Genomic DNA, 25,536 nt, shown 5'->3' with positions numbered 1-25,536 from the left:
CGTTACGATTCTCTCAGCAGCAATGCCTCCTGAGGACCGAAAAATTCATAGTGCATCGCATCCTCCTTCACACCCCACTCGGTCAGACTGCTGTACACTGCTGTCATAAACCCCTTCGGTCCACAGAAGTAAAATTCAGCATCTTTCGGAACCGTCCGCTGAAGGATATCCAGATTGATAAACCCCCGCTCATGGAACGATCCGGAGCGGATATCTTCCTCAGTCGGCTGTTCATAAACGAAACAGGCCTTCCTCTTCATCATTTCCTCCCTGAACGCATGAACGCTTCCGCTTCTTGCGGCATGGACAACATAAATATCCCGTTCAGGCTGCCGGGCTGCCGCTTCTTTCTGCATGCTCATCAAAGGAGTCAATCCTGCTCCTCCGCTGATTAGAACGAGCGGACGCTTATGATCATCCAGATGGAAATCGCCGGCCGGAACGCTTACCGGAAGCGCATCTCCAACGTTCACATGGTCATGCAGCCACGTCGAAACGATCCCGGCTGGAACACCTTCTGATCCTGCCTCACGTTTGACGGTGATTCTGAAATAACCACTGCCCGGAGCATCAGATAAGCTGTACTGACGAAGATGATCATAAGACTCCCCTTCGATCTCTGCCTTCACCGTAATGTATTGACCAGCTTTGTAACGGGGCAGTGGGCGCTCATCTTCCGGCTGCAGGTAAAAGGACGTCATTTCATCACTTTCCTTCACTTTATCCACGACCTGCATCAACCTCCAGTCTGCCCAGCCACCCTTCTGATCCTCGGCTGCTTCATACAAATCTTTTTCCACATCGATGAAAACACCTGCAATGACACCGTAAGCCTCTCCCCAGGCTCCAAGGATTTCATCCGTCGCCTGCTCGCCAAGCACTTCCTTCATCGCCTTCAGCAGATATTCACCAACAATCGGATAATGTTCCGGCTGAACATTCAAGCTTCGATGCTTTTCCGCAACGGTTCTCACCTGAGGAAGCACCGCCCCAAGGTTTTCGATGTGAAGAGCTGCCATGTAAACCATATTCGCCAAGGCTCTCGGCTGGTCTCCCGCACGTTGGTGGGTCTGGTTGAAAATGTTTTTAAGCTCCGGGTAATTTTCAAAAAGTCGTTTGTAAAACAAGGTCGTAATGGCCTCCCCATGCTCCTCCAGCACAGGAACGGTGGCCTTGATAATCCGTACAGTCTTTTCATCAAGCGGATGTTTAACGTGATTGGTCATCATTCAAACCCCTTTAAAAGATGTATTTTGTATACACCTTTATTGTATCGAAAGGGACGTCTTCTGCAACGTCTTTTTCACAAAAAGATTTGACAATTCGAAGGCAATCTTCTCACCGCTTTCCATAGAAATACATGTGGTATGATAAAGGAAACTGGAAAACAAAAGGGGTGCCGGACATGCATCTGAAGAAATATACGGATTATGCCCTGAGGGTACTGATGTTTGCCGGGTCCAAGGAAGACGGTGCCCTGGCGAATAAAAAGGAAATTTCCGAGGTGTTTCATATATCTGAAAACCATCTGGGGAAAATCATTCATGAATTGAGCAGGCTCGGTCTGATTGAAACGATCCGGGGAAGAGCTGGAGGAATTCGTCTGGCTGAAGAACCGAAAGATATAAACATTGGAAGCGTCGTACGGGCGATGGAGGATAATTTCCACCTGTTGGAGTGCTTTGACTGCGGCTCGGATTACTGTGTCCTTACACCGGCCTGCCGGCTGAAGCGTGCCCTGCACGAAGCCCTGGCCGCATTCTTTCAAGTGCTGGACAGCTATACACTGGCGGACTTACTGGATAATCGGGGAGAACTGCAGAAGCTGATGGGGCTGGCCTGAACATAAAAAAACCGTGAAGTCTTTAAAAGACTTCACGGTTTTTAGTAACGCTGCTATTACTCAGTAGAGTAAGGAAGCAGGGCCATTTGACGAGAGCGTTTGATCGCTTTTGTCAATTTACGCTGATATTTAGCAGAAGTTCCAGTTACTCGACGAGGAAGAATTTTTCCACGGTCAGAGACGAAACGTTTCAGCAAATCAACATCTTTATAGTCGATGTGTGTGATTCCGTTAGCTGTGAAGAAACACACCTTTTTACGTTTTCCGCGTCCACGACGTGCCATGTAGCATTCACTCCTTTCTGATTAAAATGGTAGATCGTCGTCTGATATATCGATGGGTTCCCCATTATCTGCGAATGGGTCATCGTTTCGTTGATTATTATTATTGGAACCGAAGTTGTTTCCTGATGGTTGATTCTGATTTGGCTGGTATCCTGAACCTCCACGGTTTCCTCCGCCCTGCGAAGAACCACCCTTGGATTCTAGGAATTGTACGCTGTCTGCAACGACTTCGGTTACAAACACACGCTTGCCTTCCTGATTGTCGAAACTGCGGGACTGTAAACGTCCGTCCACTCCGACAAGACTGCCTTTACTCATGAAATTCGCAAGGTTCTCCGCTGCTCTTCTCCAAACGACACAGTTGATGAAATCGGCATCGCGATCTCCCTGATTGTTTGAGAACGGGCGGTTGACAGCGATCGTAAAGTTGGCGACAGCTACTCCGTTTGGCGTATAGCGTAAATCAGGATCCTTCGTCAATCTGCCGGCTAGTACGACACGATTTAACACCAGAATCACTCCTTATTTGTCATCTTCGCGTACTGCGATGTGGCGGATAATATCATCCGTGAACTTCGCCTGACGGTCGAATTCATTGATCGCTTCACGTGTACCGTTGAAATCAACTGTTACGTAGATTCCATCACGGTGGTCGTTAATTTCATAAGCAAGACGGCGCTTGCCTAGTTCTTTAACTTCCTGGATCTCCGCTCCGTTATCTGTAAGGATTTTGCTGAAACGATCTTTGACAGACGTTTTCGCTTCCTCCTCGATATCTGGGCGGATGATATACATGATTTCGTATTTTCTGTTCATCCGTTTTCACCTCCTTATGGACTTAACGGCTCCTTTTTCGTAAAGAGGAGCAAGGAGTAATTCGTTTAATTACTCACAATATAGTATTGTAACAAACTTGTCCTCACTTTACAACCTTTTGTGGAGGGTTCCCCGCTTATACGTTAAAACGGAAATGGATGACGTCACCGTCTTTGACCAGATATTCTTTTCCTTCAAGGCGGACACGGCCGCGGTCGCGGGCTGCCCCCATGGTTCCCGCGTCGACAAGATCCTCATAGGACACTGTCTCAGCACGGATGAAGCCGCGCTCGAAGTCCGTATGAATGATGCCGGCCGCCTGCGGAGCGGTCATGCCTTCCTTAAAGGTCCATGCGCGCACTTCCTGTTCGCCGGCAGTGAAATATGTCGCCAGGCCGAGCAGGTTGTAGGTCGCTTTGATCAATTGATCAAGACCGGATTCCTCGATTCCAAGATCGTCCAGGAATTCGTCCTTTTCATCGCCATCAAGCTCAGCGATTTCAGACTCGATTTTTGCACACACGACAATGACTTCTGCGTTCTCTTTAGCCGCAAATTCACGGATCTGCTTCACTTTGTCATTATCGCCTTCGCCAATCTCATCTTCACTTACGTTAGCCACATAGAGGATGGGCTTGGAAGTTAAAAGATGGAGACCTTTCACGACTTTTTCCTGATCGGTGCTGAATTCGACAGCGCGGGCGGGTGTTTCAGCTTCCAATGCTTCCTTCAGCTTTTCAAGAACGGCATATTCAGCAACGGCGTCCTTGTCCTTCTGACGGGCAAGCTTAGCCACACGGTCCAGACGCTTCGAAACCGTCTCAAGGTCGGCAAGGATCAGTTCGAGGTTGATCGTTTCGATATCCGTGATCGGATCGACCTGACCGGATACGTGGGTGATGTTTTCATCTTCGAACGCGCGTACAACGTGGCAGATCGCATCCACCTGGCGGATATGGGAGAGGAACTGGTTGCCGAGACCTTCCCCTTTACTTGCGCCTTTGACGATGCCGGCGATATCAGTAAACTCAAATGCGGTCGGAACAGTTTTCTTAGGGTTCACAAGCTCGGTCAGCTTTTCCAGCCGAGAATCCGGTACTTCCACGATCCCGACGTTCGGATCTATTGTGGCGAACGGATAGTTGGCGGATAAAGCGCCTGCCTGTGTAATTGCGTTAAACAACGTAGATTTCCCTACGTTCGGTAAACCTACGATTCCAGCTGTTAGTGCCATATGAGACTTTCACTCCTTAAGGATTTACATACATGCATGTTAGTCCACTTTATTATAGATTCTGTACTTGAAAATAACAACCTGCGCCGTCCCGTCCTTACGGGGAAAAGCACAGCTCAAAAGTCCATTTTCCACTATAACAAATCCACCCTTTCCAAAGAAACAGACCGAATAATGGAAGTTTGTCCTTTTTTCCCTCTTTCCATAAAAAAACCTCCCCTGTCAAAGGGAGGGCTTTCGTTCATTCACTCGGTTCCAGCACTTTTTTCATCTTCGTTTCAAACTTCCGGCGCGGGACGAGGACACTGTGTCCGCAGCCTTCACATTTGATCCGGATATCCGCCCCCATGCGGATGATTTTCCAGCGGTTCTCGCCGCAGGGGTGCGGTTTTTTCATCTGCACCACATCATTGAGTTCATAGGATTTCTCTGCCATAGCTGTGCTCCTCCTTATTGATCGACCGCTTCATTCTCGTTCTCGTCATGACGGGAATACATGACCATACGTGGAAACGGAATTTCAATGCCTTCCTGATTCAGCCGGTTTTTCACTTCTTTACGGATCACCCGTGCCACCGCCCAGTGCTCCATCGGGTTAACCTCAGCGATCACACGCATCACGACTTCCGATGCCCCGAGGTTCTGGACACCAAGGAGTTCCGGCATAGTGATGATTTCCTCATAACGTTCCGGCAGTTCCTCAAGCAGTTTTGAAATGACCTGCTCTGCCCGCTCGATGTCCTCCTCATAGGCCACTTTCACATCGACGACAGCCACACTGTTGTGCATGGAGTAGTTGGTCACCTGAGTTACATTGCCGTTCGGCAGAATATGGACTTCGCCTGTCCATGCTTTCACCTTACACGTCCGGAGACCGACTTCTTCAACGAAGCCTTCGACACCGGAGGTCTGGATATAGTCGCCGACGGAAAATTGATCTTCAAAGATAATGAAGAAGCCGGAAATAACGTCGCGCACAAGGTTCTGGGCCCCGAAGCCGATCGCAAGGCCTGCTACACCGGCACCGGCAAGGAGTGCAGCGATGTTGATCGTCAGCGTCTCCAGAATCATAATAAAGGCGACAAAGTAGACGACATAGGACAACGCATTGACGACCAGCTTGTTCAGCGTCGCTTCCCGGCGCTGGGTAATTTGAAATGGCCCCCTGCGTTTATTCGCAAAAAACTGCGCAATCAAACCGCGCCCGATCCGGATAATCAGCAGAGACAGCACAATGATCATAATGATCTTCAACGCGCCGATTCCATAACTCCACCAAATCTCCGGATCTTTGACATAACTGACAAGTTCCTCCCACTGTGTTTTGGCATCCTCCACAGCTTTCGTTGGCTCACTCACCGCTTTCCCTCCTGTACGTCTATGAATATGACATTCATTTTAACAGGTTTTCAGCGAATTTTGAATCTGGAAAGAACGGGGTATAAAAGAAGGGCGAGGAGCACGTATAAATTCAGGATACCGTACAGCGGATACAAGTATTCAATTAACGTGGAGAAACCGAAAGAAGTGAAAGGAAGCATGATGGCAATCACCATCATCGCCAGGATCCAGAGCGGCTGCCGGACGTAATCCCGGAACCTCGTGACGAGCCCGAGTGTCCCGGAGGCCGCGGTGGTGAAAATGGCAATCCAAAGCATCACCGACATGAAGATCATCATTTCGTACGGATAATGTTTAAGAATCGCGAAAAGGGGGATTTCATACAAAATGATGTCTTCTGCAATTTGGATGAGACTGTTGTTATATAGGTAGGAAACGACTCCGAGGACCACCCCGCTTCCGATACTGGCCACCCAGATCTCTCCTTTCCGCCGGACCTGGTTGCCGATTGCCCCGAGGACAGCGATCAAAGGCAGGATGTTCAGTGCAGTAAACGGAAAAGCCGCCAGCCAGTTGCTCATCTCGTGCACATGGCCGAAAAGGGACAGATCCTGATCTTTGATGAACAGGATGAGGACGAATAACAGACCGGCGATCAGCAGCGGCAGAACAAAGCTGTTCACGACGACGATCCCTTTGACGTCCCATACAAACAGGAGAATAAGCGGAATGATAATCAGAACGACCCCGAACTTATAAGAGAAGTTAAAGGCCTGCAGGGTCGCTCCACTGCCCGCCAGCATAATGACCGTCGTCGTAAACAGATAGACGATGATCATCCAGTCATATACGCCGGTCAGACGACGGCCGACGACCGCGCGGAGGACAGGGAGATAATGGCCGCTTTCCAGCTTGAAACTGATCGACAAAATCACCCAGCAGCAGAAGATGAACATAAGGGAAAACAAGAGGATGGCCAGACTGCTGTCATCACCAAAAAACTGCCACAGCTCTCTTCCGGAAGCATAGCCGGCCCCTATCATCGTTCCGACAATCAAAAACATCCACTTACAACCCGCTTTTATCATGACCGTTCCTCCACATCTATGTATTTGCGACGTATAGAACCAGGGACAACCTTATATACTGTTACTACTATGTGTCTGGAGGAGAAGCTATGAATTTCAAGGACAAGTTTTCCAAAGAAGAGAAACGCGTCAGCACTGAAGACCCGGCCATGAGTGATCAGCTTGCCGACTATTTGAATGACTGGCTTCCCCCGTCGAAGGACATCGTCGTCGCCTGTATCGGAACCGACCGTTCCACGGGAGATTCTTTCGGTCCGCTCGTCGGATCGATGCTTCACGATCAATTACTGGATACCTTCCATATATACGGCACACTGGAAGAGCCGCTCCACGCCTTGAACCTGAAAGAACGGCTGTCTGCCATCCACCGGGAACATGTAAACCCGTATATTCTCGCTGTCGACGCCTGCCTCGGAAAATCTTCCTCCGTCGGTTCCGTTGTTCTCGGTAAAGGGTCCTTGAACCCAGGCTCCGCATTAAAAAAGGACCTGCCTCCGGTAGGGCAGATCCATATCAGCGGGATGGTCAATGTCAGTGGATTCATGGAGCATGTCGTCCTGCAGAACACACGGCTTCACGTCGTCATGCAGATGGCGGCTAAAGTGGCCGCAGCCATTCAGATGACCGAAGCGAAGCGGAAGAAAACAAGCATGGAGACACGTCCGTTCCAGGCGTTCACAGCGTCCCGTCCTGTCATTCACAAACGGATCCAGTAACATTAAAACCACTGGTAAACCCAGAGAATCACTCCGACCATCAGCAGCGAAGGCAGCAGGTTGGCTGTGCGGATTTTGGTTATATTCAGCATATTCAGCCCGATAGCTGTGATAAGCAGACCGCCGGCTGCCGTCATTTCCACGATGAATTGATCAAGGATCGCCTCCGGAACCCAGGCATTGATCTGTGTCGCCAGGAGGGCGATGCCTCCTTCATATAACACGACGGGGACGACGGAAAACAACACGCCGAATCCGAGCGTCGAGGTCAGGACGAGCGCAACGAATCCATCGATGATCCCTTTAGTGATCAACACTTCATGATCCTGGCGCAGGCCACTATCCAGGGCACCCAGAACCGCCAGCGCCCCGATGACGAAAATGAGGGAGGCGGTAATGAACCCTTGTGCAATGCCGGTTTCCTGACCCGGGCGGCTGAATTTCTCCTCCAGCCACCGACCTGTGGACTGCAGCTTTTCCTCAAGAGAAGCCGCCTCCCCGATTAAGCCGCCGAGCAGCAGACTGAGCAGAACGATGACGATGTTTTCTGTTTCAAACGCCATCTGGAGTCCAATCAAAAGAACGGCAAGACCAATCCCGTTCATCACCGTTTCCTTAAACCGCTCAGGGATTTTTGTAAAAAACAGACCTAGTCCTGTACCTACAGCGATACAGAGTCCATTGACGAGCGCTCCTGTTAAAACCATCGGCTTCCGACCTCCTCAGACAAAAATAAACCAGAGACCCTGAGGCCTCTGGTCGTACCCGTTACTCCTGGAACATATCAAGAATTCTCTCCAAATCGGCTTCATTGGTGAATTCAATCTCAATTTTCCCTTTCCGACGGCCTTTTTGGATTTTCACAGCCGTACCGAGCCGGTTTCTCAAGTCGGTTTCGCGCTCCTTCAAAAACACATCGGCCGGTTTCGGCTGCTTTTTATCTTTCGAACGCGTCTGATTCTTTTCGTGGATCAGCCGCTCCACCTGCCGGACATTGAGGGATTCTTTGACGATCCGGCCGGCGAGTGCAATCTGCTCCGACCGGTCTTTCAACCCAAGCAGAGCCCGTCCATGGCCCATCGAGAGGCTGCCGGCCTCGATCAGCTCGATCACTTCCTGTGGAAGCGATAAAAGACGGATGAGATTGGCAATGTGCGAGCGGCTTTTTCCGAGTCGCTTGGACAGAATTTCCTGCGTGACGTTCAGTTCCTTGATCAGCTTTTCATAGGAACGGGCTTCCTCCACCGGGGAGAGATCTTCACGCTGCAGGTTCTCCAGCAGAGCAAGCTCCATCATTTCCTCATCCGTCAGATTTTTGACGATGGCAGGAACCGTCTCAAGCTCCGCCTGCCTGGCTGCCCGCAGACGGCGCTCACCAGCAATAATCTCATAGCCTTTGATGCTTTTCCGTACAATTAAAGGCTGGAGGATGCCGTGGGTTTCAATCGACTGCTGAAGTCCGTCAAGGGCCTCTTTATCGAACTGTCTGCGGGGCTGGTACGGGTTCGGCCGGCATGCGCCCACAGACACATCAATCAGTTCATCATCCTCCATGGAGCCGGTGATCAGAGAATCCAGCCCTCTACCTAACCCTCTCACCATTTGTAATCACTTCCTTTGCTAATTCTAAATAGACTTCTGCTCCTCTTGATTTCGGATCATACAGAATCGCCGGACGTCCGTGGCTGGGAGCTTCGCTCAACCGGACATTACGGGGAATGATCGATTGATAGACCTTATCCTGGAAATATTTTTTCACTTCTTCGATTACCTGGATACCAAGGTTGGTCCTGGCATCGAGCATCGTCAGCAGGACTCCTTCAATCATCAGCTGCTTATTTAAATGCTTCTGGACAAGCCGGATCGTGTTCAACAACTGGCTCAGTCCTTCAAGCGCATAATATTCACACTGGACTGGAATTAACACCGTATCAGAAGCGGTCAGGGCGTTCAACGTCAAAAGGCCTAAAGAGGGCGGACAGTCAATAATGATATAGTCGTAATCCGCTTTCAACTGATCCATGGACTTTTTCAACTGAGCTTCTCTTGAAATCGTCCGCACCAGTTCAATTTCTGCACCGGCAAGCTGGATGGTGGCGGGGATGGCATCCAGGTTCTGTACGAGCGTTTCCGTCCGGACCTTGTCCGCCTTCACATCATCAATGAGAACGTTGTAGATGCATTGATCCACTTCCCCCTTTTCCACACCTATCCCGCTCGTGGCGTTTCCCTGCGGGTCGATATCAACTAAAAGGACCTTATGATGGAGATAAGCCAAGCATGCACTTAAATTGACGGCTGTCGTCGTTTTACCGACCCCGCCTTTTTGATTTGCGATGGAAATCACTTTCCCCATGGTGTCACCTGCCTCTGTTTTAGTATAATTCTACCATTTCCCCCGGAAAATAGGCGGAACAGCTTAAAAAAAGCCCCATCTCCACAAAAAGTCAAGATGGGTGCCGGACGTTATGATTTTTTCTTCGGAATTTTAATGGTGATTTGATAATAATCATCATGATCCTGCTCGTCTGTTTCCAGATCGATTCCGGTATCTGTCACCATATTCAACGACTGGCGGATCGTATTCATCGCAATCCGCATATCCTTGTTCACCCCTTTAAGGGTAGGTTTCTTTTTCTTTGGTTTTGGATCGGAAAGCTTGGCAATCCGTTCCTCCGTCTGCTTCACGTTCAGCTGCTTTTCAATGATTTCCTTCAGTACCTGTTCCTGCACTTCCGGATCCTTCAAAGAGATCAGGGCACGGGCGTGACGCTCCGTGATCTGCTTGTCCATGATGGCCTGCTGTACGGATTCCGGCAGCTTCAAAAGCCGGATTTTGTTCGCAATGGTCGACTGGCTTTTACCGAGACGCTGAGCCAGGGCCTCCTGTGTCAATTGATGAAGCTCAATCAGCTTCGCATAGGCGAGCGCTTCTTCAATGACGGTTAATTCCTCCCGCTGCAGGTTCTCAATTAAGGCCACCGACGCCGTCTGGGAGTCATTCATATCACGGATGATCGCCGGAACAGCTTCCCATCCGAGCGACTGGACAGCGCGCCACCGGCGTTCACCGGCAATCAATTCATATTCTTCTTCATTTAACCGACGGAGAACGATCGGCTGAATCATCCCATGCGTATGTATCGTCTGGGCAAGTTCGCTGATCTTCTCGCTGTTAAAAATCGCTCGTGGCTGATAGCGGTTAGGCTGTACACGATCTACGGGAACCTGTACAACTTCATCGGGACTGTAGCCTTGTTCCTCATTGTTGTCATTATCCGATTCCGGTTTGTCCCCAAGCCCGAATAAACGACCAAAAGGATGTAACACGATCAGACACCACCTTTATACGATCAAGCATACGCCTTTATTTATAAGAATGAAAGGAATGGTTTGAAACATAAAAAGCGCCGCAGGCTGTAGACGCTGCTGCGCACACGTATGCCGTTTTCTTTTCTCTCATTATTTTATCACATTTATACAGGGAAAAGTATCTTGATGGACGAAGATTTTACATCCTTCCCCTGTCGAAACCGGCGGGATCCTTGAAAATCCGTGCCGGGTTGATGCGTTTTTCCCTCCCTCTCTCTCTCTCTGACAGATTTCGTCGATAAATTTTGTTCTATGCCTGTGCCCCGCAAAAAAACGCCTGAAAGCAGGCGCTTTTGTTTCACATGGAACGTCGCTATGATCCACGAACGAGGCCGTACACGTCAATATCCTTGAATTCCCCTCCATGAAGCATGTCCTCCTTCAAGGTTCCTTCGTAGGTGAGACCGGCTTTTTGCATGACACGCGTAGAGGCCGGGTTGTCGGAAATCGCTGCTGCCCAGATACGGTGCAGTCCGATGTCCTCCAAACCGAACCGGACGACCCGCCGGGCTGCCTCGGATCCATATCCGTGCCCCCAAAAGGGCCGGCCGATCCAATAGGCGAGTTCGCCTTTTTGGTGTGCCTCATCGATACGGAGCGTCATCGTTCCCAACAGTCCACCGTCTTTCTTCTGCTTTACGGCAAAAGGAAAAGCTTTCTTTTCCTCCATCCAGGAAGCATGGGAAGCAATCCATTCCTTCGCATGCTCAATCGTATAGGGATGGGGAAGGAATGTCGTCGCCGCCACTTCCGGATCTCCCGCAAGTTCTGCTGTTTTCTCTATTAAATCTTCTGTAAAGGGCTCTAAAATCAGACGTTCTGTACCCAACAGCCATGTCATATATCTCATCCTCCTGCTTTTCCTTTTCTGGACAGGAGACTTGAATTCCTTTTATTAACAGCGAATTTCATAATAAAAAAGCTGTTCTCGTGGAAACATGAGCACAAATGGACAAGGAATAGCAGTGTAACCAATTTTATGAGAGCAGGTGTCCGTATGGAATTTCAACCGTCCTATAAGGCGGGAGATGTCGTTTATGTCATCTATCGCAATCCACACACGTATGATGTGGCGAATGTACAGGAAGCAGCCGTCGTCAATAATCCGGAACAGCCGGGCGAACTGGCTCTGTTTTTGTACGAAACTTATTTTCCACTCGACGAGAACATCGCTGTGTATGCTTCCGAGGGGGAAGCGGAAAGGGCCTACTACGATGCCTTCGGCGGCGGGGCTGAATCGGAGGGACAGCTGTGGTAAAACCATTTGTACCGGAACTTGTCTATATTGAACCCCGGGCCCTGGAGTATCCCTTAGGCCGGGAATTAAAGGAAAAGTTCGAAGGCATGGGCATTGAAATCCGGGAGACCACCTCCCATAACCAGGTCCGGAACCTGCCTGGGGAGAATGATTTCCAAAAGTACCGGATGGCCAAATCGACCCTTGTCGTCGGTGTAAGAAAAACATTGAAATTTGATACGTCCAAGCCGTCGGCAGAATATGCCATCCCTCTTGCGACAGGCTGTATGGGTCACTGCCATTACTGCTACCTGCAGACGACGATGGGCAGCAAGCCGTATATCCGTACGTATGTGAACGTTGATGAAGTGCTCGACTCTGCGGAACAGTACATGAAGGAGCGGGCACCGGACATGACCCGCTTTGAAGCCTCCTGTACGTCTGACATTGTCGGCGTCGATCACTTGACCCATTCCTTGAAGCGGGCAATCGAATATTTCGGGCAGTCCGAATATGGGCAGCTCCGGTTCGTGACAAAATTTGCGCACGTGGACCATCTCCTTGATGCGAAGCATAACGGACGCACACGGTTCCGCTTCAGTATGAATGCCGATTATGTCATTAAATATTTGGAGCCTGGCACATCAAGGCTCGATGACCGTATCGGTGCAGCCGTAAAAGTGGCCGAAGCCGGTTACCCGCTCGGTTTTATCATCGCCCCGATCTACCTTTATGAGGATTGGAAGGAAGGGTACAGGGAGCTGTTTGAAAAACTTCAGGACAGACTCCCGGACCGTGCTGTAAAGGATCTGACGTTTGAACTGATCCAGCACCGGTTTACAAAACCAGCCAAACGCGTCATTCAGAAAAACTATCCGATGACAAAGCTTGAGATGGATGAAGAAAAACGCAAATACAAATGGGGGCGTTACGGCATCGGAAAGTACGTCTACCAAAAAGATGAACAGGAAGAGATGAAGAATGTCCTCGGCGGCTACATTGCCGAATATTTCCCTGAAGCAAGCCTTGAATATTTCACGTGAAACAAAAAAGGCCTCCTACCAGAGGCCTTTAGGCTGTAGAAAAAGCCTGTGTTTATCAGTTAGAGTTGTCGATTTGTCGTGTGAAGGGCCGATTTCCGCTTATCGGTGGATGAATGCCGTGGGCATCACCACCGATAAGCTCCTCGTGCCGACGTTAAAATATAGAGGAGAGAGGTTGTGCACTGAGCAGGTTCGCAGATTCAAAAGAACGGCATAGGCTGCGCTGCGACGGCTGCCTGCCGGAATATGACAAAGACTCTCCGCCATCCAGCAGGGATGAGCCGGGTGAAGGAGAGTCTTTGTCGATTTTAAAGAACTCCCAAGGAGCGGTGCCCCTTCCACTCCTGCGGAAGAACGAGTGATCCGAGATCGCCGAGCGTGGGTTTTGCGAGGAAGCTCGGGCGCTCGTCCGCGGAAAGGGAAGGGGCTTTCGCTCCTGGCGGTGAGAAAGAAAAAAGCTCGTAAAGAAACAGAGGTTCCTCTACAAGCTGAAGGCCTCCTTCCAGAGGCCTTTTTTGTGTCACATTCAAATCAGGAGAAGATGCCGTATTCGGTAATTTCGACATCGACGGTGAACTGGATATCCATATCCGGATACAGGTCCTCCCACCGTTTTTCATCAAAATGTCTCGTCCTCGTTTTAGCAAAATGACCGAGACCGAGTGGATCGATGCCTTCTTTCTTAAACAATTCGATCATCTCTCCGGCATTCGTCTTGAAATACTCCACAAACGCATCTTCCATTTCTTTTGCGAGCTTTGGCGACGGTTTTTCCTCCACCCCGACCATTTCATTCACTTCCGATTCCAATTTTACGTGGATGTCCACGCCGGGGTTTTCCGGCGTGCCTGTCAATTTGTAATCCACTGTCGAACCGATATTATCCAGCATGATGGTCCCATCCTGAAAAGGGAGGTCCTGCATCCCCCTTGAAAAATTTTCTTTCATCATTTTGAATGTAAAGACTTTCGCATCCGACAGCGTGGTCACGACTTTTCCCTTGTCGAAAAAGGCAATGCCGGAGACTTCTACAAACGTCTCCTTTTTCGACAATATGGGAAGATAGGGGTCCATACCAATCGCAAAATAGGCATATAAAAATTCGTGCAGACTTGTTGATGGGAAGTTGTGATGGACATTATTTTCAATCAGTCCCTGCAGATGCTTGGAGGTTGTCTCATCCTGAGTGTATCCATTTTCAATCAAGTCCTGCGTCTGTCCATCCACGACCGCGAGATACATGTTCCGGCTTAGACGGGCGTCCCTGCTCAGCACGTCTATGACGTCGGAAATGCCTTCCTTAGCCAGCTCCATGCTGTACAACGTGACCGCCAGTTTCCCGATGGAGATCGGCTTGGAGGATTGTTTCTGGATTTCCTTCTCCACATCCTTGATGGAGTTGGCATCAACAGTTAAGTAAAGCTCAGAGGCGGCGGTTTTCTTTTCACTCTTGCCATATTGGGGTATCGATACAGTCCCTTTAATTCTTCCTTTTTCGCCGCCTCTATCATAGCCGGAGATTTGGACGATGGCACTTTCCTCAACACTCTTACTGGGCATACAACCTGTGAGAAGAAGGAAGGTGCTGAACAAAACAAGTACGTTCCACTTAATTTTCATATCGCTTCCTCACTTTATCCGAGATCATTTTTAATAGAAGAAGAACCGGGATGTAAAGCAGAACGTAATAACCGACCGTGCCGGCGAAATTGTTAATGGCATTGATCGGATCGCGGCCTGCTACTAAAGCGACGGGGAAGAACAGGGAGATGCAGACGACTCTTAAAAAGTGAATCTGCTTCACAGGGAAGATTCTTTTCATTACACGCGTCGCCCCCCAGATGCCGATGCAGATGTTGGGCAGAATGACATACAGCCACATCGCGATCCCTACATATTCAAAACGTTCGATAAAAGGAAATTCGACAATCTTCCATGTCGAAATCGTTCCCCATACGACCTGCTTCAACTGTTCCTCACTAAAGTAGACAAACGTGACGAGGACACTGATGAAGTAAAGCATCGTCGTGTAAAACACGGCGAAGTGTGCCCATTTTTTTGATTTATCCGGATTTTTGATAAAGGGGTAGAAGATCAGTAGAAATTCAAGGCCCAGAAAGCTGAGCGCACTCTGCTTTGCTGCGGCAAGAATCTGACCGGGACTGTGGTTGATATTCGGATAAATGTTCATCGTGTGCCCCGCCTGAATCGGGAAGAATTTCAGCAGCAGGATCGGCAGCCCGATCACGACGCTGATGAGTGCAATCCCGGTAATCACCCGGAACCCGCCGGAAACGATGTAGTAGACGAGACCGATCATGACAAAAGAAAAAATCCAGACCTGCAGCCCGGGGAACATCCACACCTTGATCACTTCAATAAACGTAATCATGACATCAAATGACAACAGCAGCGCGTAGGCAGCAAACAGGAGACTTAGAAAACCGCCGATATATTTCCCGAACACCTGCTTATGGATATGGACGATATCTCCGCCTCCATTTTGTAGGAGACGGTACATGATCCAAACGAGGATATGAAGGAATACGCCTGCAGTCAGTACAGATATCCAGGCATCAAACCCGGCTTTTTCCACTAAGTACCGCTCAAACCCGAGAATTCCGATTCCCACCTGCATCGTAAAGATGATGAAAAAGACATAAAAGGGGCTCACCAAATAGTTTTCCGATATGTTCAATCCTTGGTTTTCATTTAATTTATTCATCAATATCCCTCTTTGCTTTCGCCCTGTCTTCATTCATACGCTTTGGATCTTCGGACCTCATCAGCACCGGACGATCCACCTGTTTGGTAAAAGGCAGGCGGATAAAGGCATCTTTCAAATCTTTGAACCGGAGCGGATACAACGGTTCAAAAAATGGACGGCCGATAGACTGGAGCTTGATCAAATGGCCGATAAAGAAAACCATACACATCGACACCCCGACGAGTCCCCAGAGCTGGGCGCCAATCAAAAACGGAAAGCGGATCAGCCGGATCGTGTTACCAATTTGATAGACCGGCGTCGTAAAGGAAGCAAGCGCGCTGAGTGCCACAATGATCAGGAGCACATTACTCGTCAATCCGGCATCAACAGCTGCGGTCCCGATCACGATACCGCCTACGATACCGATGGTCTGGCCGATTTTCGTCGGAAGCCGTGCTCCCGCTTCCCGGAGGAGCTCAATCGTCAATTCAAGGATAATCACTTCAAGGATCGGCGGAAAAGGGATGTCGGACCTTGACGAAACAATGGTAGCCATCAATTCAGGGGGGATCATCTCGAAATGATACGTCAGAACGGCGACATATAAAGGTGTGCTGAGAACGGAAAAGATAACGGCAAATAAGCGGATCAGCCGGAACACAGAAGCCAGATGCCACGGTAGAAAGTAATCATCCGAGGCCCCGAAAAACTCGACGACCGTTGTCGGACACGTGAGTGCGTGAGGCGATCCATCGACCAAAATGGCTACTTTTCCTTCAACGAGGCTTGAGACGACCCTGTCCGGTCTTTCTGTATCAAGCAGCTGCGGGAAGGGGGAGTGGGCGTTATCAGCAATCATCTGTGTAATAAACGAGCTGTCGATCAACTGGTCATACTCGATATCCTGGAGTCTTTGTGTGACGGTATCAACGTTATCCTGATCCGCTATCCCGTCCACGTAAACGACAGCGGTCCGGGTGCTCGTCATTTTGCCGACCTGCAGTTCTTTCACGGTCAGCTGCGGAAGCGGCAGACGTTTACGGATCAGATTGATGTTGGTATTGATCGTTTCCACAAACGCTTCCTTCGGCCCGACAACACTGAATTCGACTTCCGGTATGCTCACATCTCTCGATTCCAAGGAAACCGCCGGAACGAGGAGCACCTGCTCCATAGAGGATTTCACTTGGATCATAATGTAACCGAACATGACTTTCGTCTGGATCACTTTCAAATCATCGGTAATCAGGACGTTCTCAACAGGAATCGTCTCTTTGATTTCCTTCAATCCGTGCAGCGCATGACTGTTCAATGTGGTGAGCACAGAACGGTTCAAAATTTTCGAATCGCTCATCGTCTTCAAGTAGGAAACGGTACATCGGGTCATTCCGTCGAGTTCAAATTGAATGAAATCCTCGGAATGACCCAGCACTTCAATAAATTCAGGCAGCGTATCGCTCTGGTTATACGACGGCTTCTGCCCGCCCTGCTTTTTTTTATTTTTCCGCATCCATTTCCACATGATGAGCTCCTTACATTAAGTCTGACTTCTTCTCTCTTATCATCCGCATCTCGTAATAATTTATACTCACGGGGACAGGATAAGAGGGATTAAGGAGGGCGCGACATGATTTATGCCTATCTTTCCCCGTTGTTTTTCATCGTCTGCATCTTTGTTTCGACACTGTTTGTAGTCGACTGGCTCGCCAAAATGTTGATCTATGGATTTCTAGTGAATTTCATATTCCTACCATGGCTCCTTCTTTACCGCCATGAAGATAAAGATACGCAGGAGGGAAAACGCAATGCCGGAGAAGAAACTAACAGCCAATGAAATCGGGCTGCTGTGGACGCAGTACATTCAGAACAGTATGGCCGTCCCAGTACTCGAATACTTAAAAAATACATGTGAGGATGAGAAGGTAAAACCGTTGATCCAGCTGTCGAGGGATCTGGCGGACAAGGGGATCGACACGTGCAGGGCATTTTTTCAGGAAGCCTGTCTCCCTGTCCCCAACGGCTTTTCTCTCGAAGATTTAAACCCACGGGCGAAGAAATTGTTTACGGATGCCTTTATTTTGTCGTTCTTAGAGCATATGGGGAAGGTCGGGTTAACCTCGGACGGCTACTCCCTTGGGGCTTCTGCGAATAGTGATGTCCGCGCTTTTTTTACCGACCGTATCGATCAGCAGGATAAGCTCTACAATCTAAGTGTGCGTGCGGCACTTGAAAAAGGGATCTATACGAGAGCTCCTCAAATCGAAGTTCTGAATGAGACGGAATACATCGAAAGCAAAGCCTACTACCATCCGTTTCACAAGCGGTCCCTGAATACGATCGAGATCACTCATATTTATGAAAATGTTAAAAACAATGCGCTCGGGGAAGTGGTCTGTCAAGCCTTCGGTCAGACCAGCAAAAATAAAACCGTGAAAAAGTACATGAGGCGTGGAAAACGCATTTCCATCGATCACCGCATCTGCCTTTCCGATATCCTTGAGAACTCCGGAATCACCGTTCCCATGACATCTGCGAGTTTATTGACTACAAGTACTGATCCGGTATTTTCCGACCGGCTCATGATGTATATGATCAGCGTCCTCATATCCGCCGGGCAGGGGAACTACGTCAACGGTGCAGCGGTCAGTCTGCGCTACGACATCGTCTACCACTACCACAAGCTCATGCTGCAGGCGGCCGTCTACGGGAAAGACGGGCTTGATATTATGATTGAGAACGGCTGGTTTGAAGAGCCCCCGCAGGCACCGGACCGACAGAGACTCATCCAATAAACTCAGCGGAAGAGGAATAGACATGAAGGAAAAACGATTGGAAATTATACTATGGAGCATTGCGTTCCCGGGGTTTGGACAGATCTTGAACGGACATTTTATCAAAGGGCTCTCCTTTATCATCATTGAAGTGATTTTGAACTACAACAGCCGCTTCAATATGGCCATCATTCACAGCTTTCACGGAGATATCGCCAAGGCGGTCGATGTGACCCATTACCAGTGGCTGATGTTTTACCCGTGTATTTATATGTTTGCCGTATGGGATGCCTACGCCCATGCCGATGGAAAGGTTCCGGCCTATTCGTTTCTTCCGTTTGCTTTTTCTGCCTATTTCGTTACGGTGGGATTGATTTTTTCATCCACTCTTCGTTTGTTTGGTGTATTGATCGGCCCCATCTGGCTTCCGATACTCTTTCTTATTCCCGGGATTGGAAGCGGTTTGATCCTGAGGACACTCCTTCTCCGCTACGCCGATCATTCCTCCTGAATATGCTCCCGGCTTGTTTGAACATTCCATGATGGTGGAATGAGCACACTAAAACAAGTTGGAGGAGGAATTGAAATGAATCGACAAGAACGTCAAACACAAGGCCAGCCGGGTCAGGAGCAGGAGCGTCAACCAGGTACAGAGGGAGCGATGAACCCATCTCCTCTGCAGGCGGATGACGATTACAAAAGCGGAAATAAGCTGCAGGGGAAAGTGGCATTGATTACAGGCGGCGACAGCGGCATCGGCCGTTCCGTCGCGATTGGATACGCCAAGGAAGGCGCGGACGTAGCCATCTCCTACTTAGAAGAGCATGAAGATGCCGAATATACGAAAAAACAGGTCGAAGCCGAAGGACGCCGGGCCATCTTGATTGCCGGGGACGTCGGTGAGGAATCCGTCTGTCAGGAAGCGGTGGAACGAACGGTCAAGGAACTCGGAAAGCTTGATATTCTTGTGAACAACGCAGCCGAACAGCACCCGACTGACGACCTGCTGAACATTTCAACAGAACAGCTGGAGTCTACATTCAAAACCAACATCTATTCGGTCTTCCATATGACGAAAGCTGCGCTGCCTCATTTGAAGCAGGGAAGCTCCATCATCAATACAGCTTCCGTCAACCCTTATGTCGGGAACCCCGATCTTGTGGACTATACCGCTACGAAAGGGGCCGTCGTTGCGTTCACCCGTTCTATGGCGAAACAGCTTGTAGACAAAGGCATTCGTGTCAACGGGATTGCGCCGGGGCCGATCTGGACACCGCTCATCCCATCCACCTTCTCTGAGGATAAAGTGGAACAATTCGGTACAAACACACCGATGGGACGCCCGGGGCAGCCGGTGGAGCACGTCGGAAGCTATGTGCTGCTGGCCTCTGATGACTCCACGTATATCACTGGACAGTTCATCCATATCAACGGTGGCATGTTCACGTCAAGCTGAGGAGAGGAAGAGACCTATGCCGGAAGGACCGGAAATCCGCCGTGCTGCGGATCAAGTAGAAAAAGCACTCAAAGGTCGGGCCGTGCTCGACCTTTTTTTCGCCTTTGAGCGGTTACAGGAGTATGAGGAGATTTTACAGGGGGATGTCGTTGAGAAAGTGGATACGAAGGGAAAAGCGATGCTCATCCGCTTCCAAAGGGGCTACACGATTTATTCGCACAATCAGCTGTACGGCAAATGGATGATCCGGAACACCTATAACTACCCGGACACCAACCGCCAGCTCCGCCTTGCGCTGCACAATGAAAAAAAGTCCGCCCTGCTATACAGTTCTTCGGATATTGAAGTGCTCCGCACAGAGGAAGCAGAGGATCACCCGTTTATCCAGAAGACAGGGCCTGACCTGCTCAGTGAACCGGTAACAGCAGAAGATCTGTTCGAACGCTTCATCAGCAGAAGGTTCCGGAACCGCAAATGGACATCCCTGCTGCTCGATCAGTCGTTTATCGCCGGAATCGGCAACTATCTGCGCAGTGAAATTCTATTCAAGGCCGGCATCTCCCCTTTCGCCCGCCCTTCTGATTGTTCAGAGGAACAGCTCCGGAAAGCCGCCGACGCATCGATCGATCTGACGTGGCAGTCATACCGCCATCAGGGCATTACGAATGATTTGGAACTGGCCGGTCAGTTGAAAAAACAGGGCGTCAAGCGCCGGGACTACCGTCACTGGGTGTTCAGCCGGGCAGGTCAGCCCTGTCGGATCGACGGTACAGAAATCGAGAAGATCCAGGCAGCTTCCCGACGGCTCTATTATTGTCCGACGTGTCAGAAACATCCGGAACGCTAGTGGAAAAAGATATGCTCCGCATGGATGCCCTCCTCCCCAAGGGTAAGCATACCGAAAGAATAGAAAGGAAGCCGGCGTTTGTCCGTAACGGATCCCGGATTGAACAGCAGCGTCTTTTTAAAGTAACGGAGAACAGGAATGTGGGAGTGGCCGTAAATAATAAGGTCCGGGGGATGCTCCTGGAAAGCTTCCACCGCCCGCTTTTCCGTCGTTTTCTTTTCCCCGTGACCGTGGACGACGCCGATGGAATACCCGGCCCACGTTACGAGCTGTCGTTTGGGCACGATCTCTTTCATGTCCTCACCATCAACGTTGCCATACACGCCTGTGACAGGAGCAAAGCGGCTCAGTTCTTCAAAAACGTCCGGCGTCTGCCAGTCACCGGCATGAATGATCTGGTCCGCTTCTTGTAACGCAGACACCAGACGATCAGGCAGACGGGACGCTTTTTTCGGCATATGCGTATCTGACAGCACGACAATTTTCATCAAGAGTCCTCCTGAAAAAAGCCACCCTATCGGTCTATGATAGAGTGGCTTGATGTTATTGAATCGGTGTTTTATTCGGTGTGCCCGCTTTACGCGGGTATTTTTTCGGTGTTTTCCGCCGTTTTTCAACGATGGCAATGTTCCGTTCACTGCCCTCTTCCGGAAGCTCGAACGTGTAGATATCCTTCACTTCGCCTCCGACCGTTTGAATAGCGATCTCGGCCTCTTCCATTTCGTCCCTCAGGTTCGGTCCCTTCATAGCCATGAAGCGGCCGCCCTTCTGCGTCAACGGCAGACAAAGCTCACTCAGGACGGACATCCGGGCGACGGCACGGGCCATCACCAGGTCATAGCTTTCCCGAAAGCTCGTGTTTTTCCCGAAGTTTTCGGCACGATCATGGTAAAAAGCGACATCATCCAGCTCCAATTCGTGGGCTAAGTGGTTCAGGAACGTGATCCGTTTCTTCAACGAATCGACAATCGTCACCTTCAGATGCGGGAAGACGATTTTCAGCGGCAGACTAGGGAAACCAGCCCCCGCTCCGACATCACAGATACGGAGGGGTTCGGAAAAATCATAGTAAAAAGCCGCTGTCAAAGAATCATAAAAATGTTTTAAATACACGCCTTCCTGATCGGTAATGGCGGTCAGGTTCATTTTTTCGTTCCACTCGACGAGAATTTCGAAATAACGCTGAAACTGGTGCTGCTGCTGTTCATTTAGTTCAATGCCTTGTTCTTTTAAAGCGTTCAGAAAGGTATTCGTATCCATAAACCCATCCTTTCGAGTTATTCTCCAGACACTCGGGCGATTTTTCCCTGCTCAATATACACAAGCAGAATCGAAACATCCGCCGGGTTCACACCGGATACACGGGAAGCCTGTCCGACAGAAAGTGGACGGACCGCTTTCAGACGGTCACGCGCTTCGGAAGCCAAACCGTGGATGGCATCGTAATCGATGTTCTCTGGAATTTTTTTCGTTTCCATCTTCTTCATACGGTCAATCTGCTCGATCGCCTTCTTGATATAACCGTTATATTTCGTTTGGATTTCAACCTGCTCTTTGACATCATCCGGCAGTTGAATCTCACTGGCACTTAGGCGCTCAATGTGACTGTAATTCATTTCCGGACGTTTCAAAAGATCTACCGCGCGGATGGCGTCTTTCAATTTCGAGCCTCCCGCTTCTTCGATGACGGCCTGTACCTCATCGGTTTCCTTTAGAATCACTTTATCGAGACGTTTTTTCTCATCTTCGATCAAACGCTGCTTCTCAAGGAAACGGTTGTAGCGGTCCTCAGGAATCAACCCGAGCTGATACCCGATTTCGGTCAGGCGGAGGTCCGCATTATCATGACGCAGCATGAGACGGAATTCGGCACGGGACGTCAAAAGACGATACGGCTCGCCGGTTCCTTTTGTGACAAGGTCATCAATCATGACACCGATATAGCCCTGGGAACGGTCTAGAATCAGTGTCTCAAGATCAAGGGCTTTGGCAGCGGCGTTGATTCCCGCCATCAGACCCTGCCCCGCTGCTTCTTCATAGCCGGATGTTCCATTCAGCTGACCGGCTGTGAAAAGACCATCAATTTTCTTCGTTTCAAGTGTCGGCCACAGCTGTGTAGGTACGATGGAGTCATACTCGATCGCATAGCCGGCCCGCATGATTTCAGCGTTTTCCAGACCTGGCACTGTCCGCATCATTTCGTTCTGGACATATTCAGGCAGGGATGTCGACAAGCCCTGGACGTACACTTCCTCCGTGTCACGACCTTCCGGCTCAAGGAAAATCTGGTGACGCGGCTTATCATTGAAGCGGACGATTTTATCCTCGATAGACGGGCAGTAGCGCGGTCCAGTCCCTTTGATCGCCCCGGAGTACATCGCTGAGAGACCGAGGTTATCATTGATGATTTTGTGGGTGTCTTCGTTCGTATACGTCAGCCAGCAAGGGATCTGATCCGTAATGAATTCGGTCGTTTCATAGGAAAAGGAGCGAGGCTCTTCTTCCCCCGGCTGGATTTCCGTTTTGGAATAATCAATGGTATGGCTGTTGACGCGCATCGGTGTTCCAGTCTTGAAGCGGACCATCTCAATCCCCATCTCTTCCAGCTGTTCGGAAAGAGAAACTGTGGAACGCTGGTTGTTCGGTCCACTTTCATAAGAAATATCTCCGATAATGACGCGGCCACGCATGAATGTTCCGGTCGTTACGATAACCGTCGGCGCATAATAGGCTGCCTTCGTTTCCGTGACGACGCCTTTCACCTGATCGTCTTCGACGAGCAGCTGCTTCACCATCGCCTGGCGCAGGGTCAGATTTTCCTGATTTTCAAGCACACGCTTCATTTCTTTAATATAAAGCGGCTTATCCGCCTGGGCACGCAGTGCACGTACAGCCGGACCTTTTCTCGTATTCAATAGACGCATCTGGATGTGGGTCTTATCAATCACCTTACCCATCGCGCCTCCTAATGCATCAATTTCCCGGACAACGATCCCTTTAGCCGGACCCCCGATGGACGGGTTACACGGCATAAAGGCGACAAGGTCGAGGTTCAGGGTCAGCATCAATGTCTTCGCCCCGCGGCGCGCCGCTGCAAGTCCTGCCTCTACGCCCGCGTGACCGGCACCAATTACTATTACATCATAATGCCCTGCATCATATGTCATTTGGATGTCTCTCCTTTAAATAGTTGTTCCAAAATCACTCTATATTTACGAACCAACACTTATTTACCTAAACAGAACTGGGAGAACAATTGATCAATCAAGCTGTCATGCACCGATTCACCGACAATTTCTCCAAGAATTTCCCACGTACGGGTGACATCAATTTGAACGACATCCAGAGGGACGCCCATTTCCATCCCGTTCTGTGCGTCTTCAAGCGCCTGCTTGGCCTGCTTCAGCAGCTGCACGTGGCGGACGTTGGAAACATACGTCATATCGCCGGCATCAAGGTCTCCTTCAAAGAAGGTCTCGCCGATCGCCTGCTCAAGCTGATCGATCCCTTCTTCACGGATCAGTGCCGTCGTAATGACCGGCTGATCGTTTGCGAGCTCCTTCACACGCTCAAGATCGAGCTTTTTCTCAAGGTCGGTTTTGTTCACAATGACGATCACATTCATATCGCTGATCGCTTCAAACAGCTTCTCATCTTCCTCGGTCAGTTCATCGCCATAGTTTAACACAAGCAGGATCAAATCGGCTTCCTTCAGCACTTGACGGGAGCGCTCCACACCAATCCGCTCGACGATATCTTCCGTTTCACGGATCCCTGCCGTATCGATCAGCCGCAGAGGCACACCGCGGACATTGACATACTCTTCGATGACATCCCTCGTCGTCCCCGGGATTTCCGTTACGATGGCTTTGTTTTCATGAACAAGGGCATTCATCAATGAGGACTTCCCGACATTCGGACGACCGATAATCGCCGTCCCGAGACCTTCGCGCAAAATCTTACCCTGCTTGGCCGTCTCTAAGATCCGCTCGACCTCCTCATGCACTTCCTTCGTTTTCTGCTCCATCATGTCATGCGACATTTCTTCGACATCATCATACTCCGGATAATCGATGTTCACTTCGACGTGAGCAAGAGTCTCCAAAAGCTTCTGACGCAGATTGTGAATCAGGTTCGACAGACGGCCATCCATCTGCTTCAGCGCAACATCCATCGCCCGGTCTGTCTTGGCACGGATCAGATCCATAACCGCTTCGGCCTGGGAAAGGTCGATCCGCCCGTTCATAAACGCACGCTTCGTGAATTCCCCCGGTTCAGCAAGACGGGACCCCGCAGCCAGTGCGATTTCAAGCACCCGGTTCACAGACACGAGTCCACCGTGGCAGTTAATCTCAACGATGTCTTCTCTCGTAAATGTTTTCGGGGCACGCATGACAGAAACCATCACTTCCTCTGCCATTTCACCGGTTTCCGGATCGATGATCTTTCCGTAATGCATCGTATGGGAATCGACGTTGTTTAAATCCTTCCCTTGAAAAAGACCGGCAGCTGTCGAAACAGCCTGGGGACCGCTCAAACGGACGATGGCAATGGCTCCTTCCCCCATCGGAGTGGAAATCGCCGCTATTGTATCTGTTTCCATACGTTTTCACCTCCTGAAATGATTGGCTATCTATAGTTATCCACATTATTTTTCACTAGTCACTAACATACTACCTTACCACACACCCGTGTGTTTTGAAAAGATATCCGTATCGAAATCTGCATCCGGGGTTATCCACATGTGCATAACCTTCTATCTATCATCTTTTCCCCGCAAG

The 25,536-nt window shown here is 49.8% G+C and carries 29 protein-coding genes; 9 read left to right on the top strand and 20 right to left on the bottom strand.

Going from position 1 to position 25,536, the window contains the following annotated elements; translation table 11 throughout:
* Window positions 1-2 precede the first annotated feature (2 nt).
* Complete coding sequence (hmpA, locus tag H615_RS0114865; RefSeq protein ID WP_027955892.1) at window positions 3-1,226, bottom strand: NO-inducible flavohemoprotein; 1,224 nt, start codon at window positions 1,224-1,226, stop codon at window positions 3-5.
* A 179-nt stretch (window positions 1,227-1,405) separates the two neighbouring features.
* On the opposite strand from hmpA, the gene H615_RS0114860 reads away from it, so the two are divergent.
* Window positions 1,406-1,843: an Rrf2 family transcriptional regulator gene (locus H615_RS0114860; protein ID WP_027955891.1), complete on the top strand. Its 438-nt coding sequence runs from the start codon at window positions 1,406-1,408 to the stop codon at window positions 1,841-1,843.
* A gap of 56 nt (window positions 1,844-1,899) precedes the next feature.
* Here the strand turns inward: H615_RS0114860 and rpsR are convergent, their stop codons facing one another.
* The 7 genes from rpsR to H615_RS0114825 all read right to left on the bottom strand — a co-directional run bounded on the left by rpsR (window position 1,900) and on the right by H615_RS0114825 (window position 6,606).
* Window positions 1,900-2,127: a 30S ribosomal protein S18 gene (gene rpsR, locus H615_RS0114855; protein WP_027955890.1), complete on the bottom strand. Its 228-nt coding sequence runs from the start codon at window positions 2,125-2,127 to the stop codon at window positions 1,900-1,902.
* A gap of 21 nt (window positions 2,128-2,148) precedes the next feature.
* A complete protein-coding gene (ssb, locus tag H615_RS0114850; RefSeq protein WP_027955889.1) occupies window positions 2,149-2,637 on the bottom strand; it encodes a single-stranded DNA-binding protein in 489 nt (162 codons plus the stop codon).
* Window positions 2,638-2,649: 12 nt separating this feature from the next.
* On the bottom strand, window positions 2,650-2,943 hold the full coding sequence (gene rpsF / locus H615_RS0114845; RefSeq protein ID WP_027955888.1) for a 30S ribosomal protein S6: 294 nt from the start codon (window positions 2,941-2,943) through the stop codon (window positions 2,650-2,652).
* A 136-nt stretch (window positions 2,944-3,079) separates the two neighbouring features.
* Entirely contained in the window at window positions 3,080-4,177 is a 1,098-nt protein-coding gene (gene ychF, locus H615_RS0114840; protein ID WP_027955887.1) for a redox-regulated ATPase YchF, read from the bottom strand.
* A 241-nt stretch (window positions 4,178-4,418) separates the two neighbouring features.
* Window positions 4,419-4,613, bottom strand: a complete 195-nt coding sequence (locus H615_RS0114835; protein WP_027955886.1) for a DUF951 domain-containing protein — start codon at window positions 4,611-4,613, stop codon at window positions 4,419-4,421.
* A gap of 14 nt (window positions 4,614-4,627) precedes the next feature.
* The gene (locus tag H615_RS0114830) at window positions 4,628-5,536 is read right to left on the bottom strand and encodes a mechanosensitive ion channel family protein (RefSeq protein ID WP_027955885.1); all 909 of its coding nucleotides are present in this window, start codon (window positions 5,534-5,536) and stop codon (window positions 4,628-4,630) included.
* 50 nt (window positions 5,537-5,586) lie between these two features.
* Window positions 5,587-6,606: a YkvI family membrane protein gene (locus H615_RS0114825; RefSeq protein WP_027955884.1), complete on the bottom strand. Its 1,020-nt coding sequence runs from the start codon at window positions 6,604-6,606 to the stop codon at window positions 5,587-5,589.
* Between the two features lie 89 nt (window positions 6,607-6,695).
* Here H615_RS0114825 and yyaC point away from each other — a divergent pair, with 89 nt between their 5' ends.
* The gene (gene yyaC / locus H615_RS0114820) at window positions 6,696-7,322 is read left to right on the top strand and encodes a spore protease YyaC (protein WP_027955883.1); all 627 of its coding nucleotides are present in this window, start codon (window positions 6,696-6,698) and stop codon (window positions 7,320-7,322) included.
* Between the two features lie 2 nt (window positions 7,323-7,324).
* Here the strand turns inward: yyaC and H615_RS0114815 are convergent, their stop codons facing one another.
* The 5 genes from H615_RS0114815 to H615_RS0114795 all read right to left on the bottom strand — a co-directional run bounded on the left by H615_RS0114815 (window position 7,325) and on the right by H615_RS0114795 (window position 11,535).
* Entirely contained in the window at window positions 7,325-8,029 is a 705-nt protein-coding gene (locus tag H615_RS0114815) for a DUF554 domain-containing protein (protein WP_027955882.1), read from the bottom strand.
* A gap of 61 nt (window positions 8,030-8,090) precedes the next feature.
* Window positions 8,091-8,924, bottom strand: coding sequence for a ParB/RepB/Spo0J family partition protein (locus H615_RS0114810; protein ID WP_027955881.1), 834 nt, complete (start codon window positions 8,922-8,924; stop codon window positions 8,091-8,093).
* Entirely contained in the window at window positions 8,905-9,678 is a 774-nt protein-coding gene (locus H615_RS0114805; protein WP_027955880.1) for a ParA family protein, read from the bottom strand. The genes H615_RS0114810 and H615_RS0114805 overlap by 20 nt, the downstream gene beginning before the upstream one ends.
* Window positions 9,679-9,788: 110 nt before the next feature.
* Entirely contained in the window at window positions 9,789-10,652 is an 864-nt protein-coding gene (gene noc / locus H615_RS0114800; protein WP_027955879.1) for a nucleoid occlusion protein, read from the bottom strand.
* Window positions 10,653-11,007: 355 nt separating this feature from the next.
* On the bottom strand, window positions 11,008-11,535 hold the full coding sequence (locus H615_RS0114795) for a GNAT family N-acetyltransferase (protein ID WP_027955878.1): 528 nt from the start codon (window positions 11,533-11,535) through the stop codon (window positions 11,008-11,010).
* Between the two features lie 156 nt (window positions 11,536-11,691).
* On the opposite strand from H615_RS0114795, the gene H615_RS0114790 reads away from it, so the two are divergent.
* Window positions 11,692-11,952: a transcriptional regulator SplA domain-containing protein gene (locus tag H615_RS0114790; RefSeq protein ID WP_027955877.1), complete on the top strand. Its 261-nt coding sequence runs from the start codon at window positions 11,692-11,694 to the stop codon at window positions 11,950-11,952.
* Window positions 11,946-12,974 carry a spore photoproduct lyase gene (gene splB / locus H615_RS0114785; RefSeq protein WP_027955876.1) on the top strand — a complete coding sequence of 343 codons (1,029 nt, stop codon included), beginning with the start codon at window positions 11,946-11,948 and terminating at the stop codon, window positions 12,972-12,974. The genes H615_RS0114790 and splB overlap by 7 nt, the downstream gene beginning before the upstream one ends.
* Window positions 12,975-13,505: 531 nt before the next feature.
* Here splB and H615_RS0114775 read toward each other — a convergent pair.
* The 3 genes from H615_RS0114775 to H615_RS0114765 are packed head-to-tail and all read right to left on the bottom strand — an operon-like array spanning window position 13,506 to window position 17,203.
* On the bottom strand, window positions 13,506-14,594 hold the full coding sequence (locus H615_RS0114775) for a Ger(x)C family spore germination protein (protein WP_027955874.1): 1,089 nt from the start codon (window positions 14,592-14,594) through the stop codon (window positions 13,506-13,508).
* Window positions 14,584-15,699 carry a GerAB/ArcD/ProY family transporter gene (locus tag H615_RS0114770; RefSeq protein WP_051254728.1) on the bottom strand — a complete coding sequence of 372 codons (1,116 nt, stop codon included), beginning with the start codon at window positions 15,697-15,699 and terminating at the stop codon, window positions 14,584-14,586. Before H615_RS0114770 ends, H615_RS0114775 begins: the two co-directional genes overlap by 11 nt.
* A complete protein-coding gene (locus H615_RS0114765; RefSeq protein ID WP_027955872.1) occupies window positions 15,692-17,203 on the bottom strand; it encodes a spore germination protein in 1,512 nt (503 codons plus the stop codon). The genes H615_RS0114770 and H615_RS0114765 overlap by 8 nt, the downstream gene beginning before the upstream one ends.
* A gap of 105 nt (window positions 17,204-17,308) precedes the next feature.
* Between H615_RS0114765 and H615_RS0114760 the strand changes: the two genes are divergently transcribed.
* The 5 genes from H615_RS0114760 to nei all read left to right on the top strand — a co-directional run bounded on the left by H615_RS0114760 (window position 17,309) and on the right by nei (window position 20,755).
* The gene (locus tag H615_RS0114760) at window positions 17,309-17,515 is read left to right on the top strand and encodes a hypothetical protein (RefSeq protein WP_027955871.1); all 207 of its coding nucleotides are present in this window, start codon (window positions 17,309-17,311) and stop codon (window positions 17,513-17,515) included.
* Entirely contained in the window at window positions 17,487-18,473 is a 987-nt protein-coding gene (locus tag H615_RS0114755; protein ID WP_027955870.1) for a DUF3231 family protein, read from the top strand. The genes H615_RS0114760 and H615_RS0114755 overlap by 29 nt, the downstream gene beginning before the upstream one ends.
* A 22-nt stretch (window positions 18,474-18,495) precedes the next feature.
* Window positions 18,496-18,963: a hypothetical protein gene (locus H615_RS0114750; protein ID WP_027955869.1), complete on the top strand. Its 468-nt coding sequence runs from the start codon at window positions 18,496-18,498 to the stop codon at window positions 18,961-18,963.
* 75 nt (window positions 18,964-19,038) lie between these two features.
* A complete protein-coding gene (locus tag H615_RS0114745) occupies window positions 19,039-19,908 on the top strand; it encodes an SDR family oxidoreductase (RefSeq protein WP_027955868.1) in 870 nt (289 codons plus the stop codon).
* Between the two features lie 16 nt (window positions 19,909-19,924).
* Window positions 19,925-20,755, top strand: coding sequence for an endonuclease VIII (gene nei / locus H615_RS0114740; protein ID WP_027955867.1), 831 nt, complete (start codon window positions 19,925-19,927; stop codon window positions 20,753-20,755).
* Here nei and H615_RS0114735 read toward each other — a convergent pair.
* From H615_RS0114735 to mnmE, 4 genes are read right to left on the bottom strand one after another with little or no spacing between them, the layout of a single operon-like run.
* On the bottom strand, window positions 20,752-21,243 hold the full coding sequence (locus H615_RS0114735) for a metallophosphoesterase family protein (protein ID WP_027955866.1): 492 nt from the start codon (window positions 21,241-21,243) through the stop codon (window positions 20,752-20,754). The genes nei and H615_RS0114735 overlap by 4 nt on opposite strands.
* 55 nt (window positions 21,244-21,298) lie before the next feature.
* Window positions 21,299-22,015: a 16S rRNA (guanine(527)-N(7))-methyltransferase RsmG gene (gene rsmG, locus H615_RS0114730; RefSeq protein ID WP_027955865.1), complete on the bottom strand. Its 717-nt coding sequence runs from the start codon at window positions 22,013-22,015 to the stop codon at window positions 21,299-21,301.
* 17 nt (window positions 22,016-22,032) lie between these two features.
* A complete protein-coding gene (gene mnmG, locus H615_RS0114725) occupies window positions 22,033-23,922 on the bottom strand; it encodes a tRNA uridine-5-carboxymethylaminomethyl(34) synthesis enzyme MnmG (protein ID WP_027955864.1) in 1,890 nt (629 codons plus the stop codon).
* 59 nt (window positions 23,923-23,981) lie between these two features.
* Window positions 23,982-25,358 (bottom strand): tRNA uridine-5-carboxymethylaminomethyl(34) synthesis GTPase MnmE, encoded by a 1,377-nt coding sequence (gene mnmE / locus H615_RS0114720; protein WP_027955863.1) that lies wholly within the window; start codon window positions 25,356-25,358, stop codon window positions 23,982-23,984.
* Window positions 25,359-25,536: the final 178 nt, after the last annotated feature.

Origin of the sequence: Halobacillus kuroshimensis DSM 18393, from assembly GCF_000425705.1 — a bacterium.
Taxonomy (GTDB): Bacteria; Bacillota; Bacilli; order Bacillales; family Halobacillaceae; genus Halobacillus; species Halobacillus kuroshimensis.
Note: the sequence above shows the minus strand (reverse complement) of the source record. Positions and strands in the feature narration are given on the sequence as shown.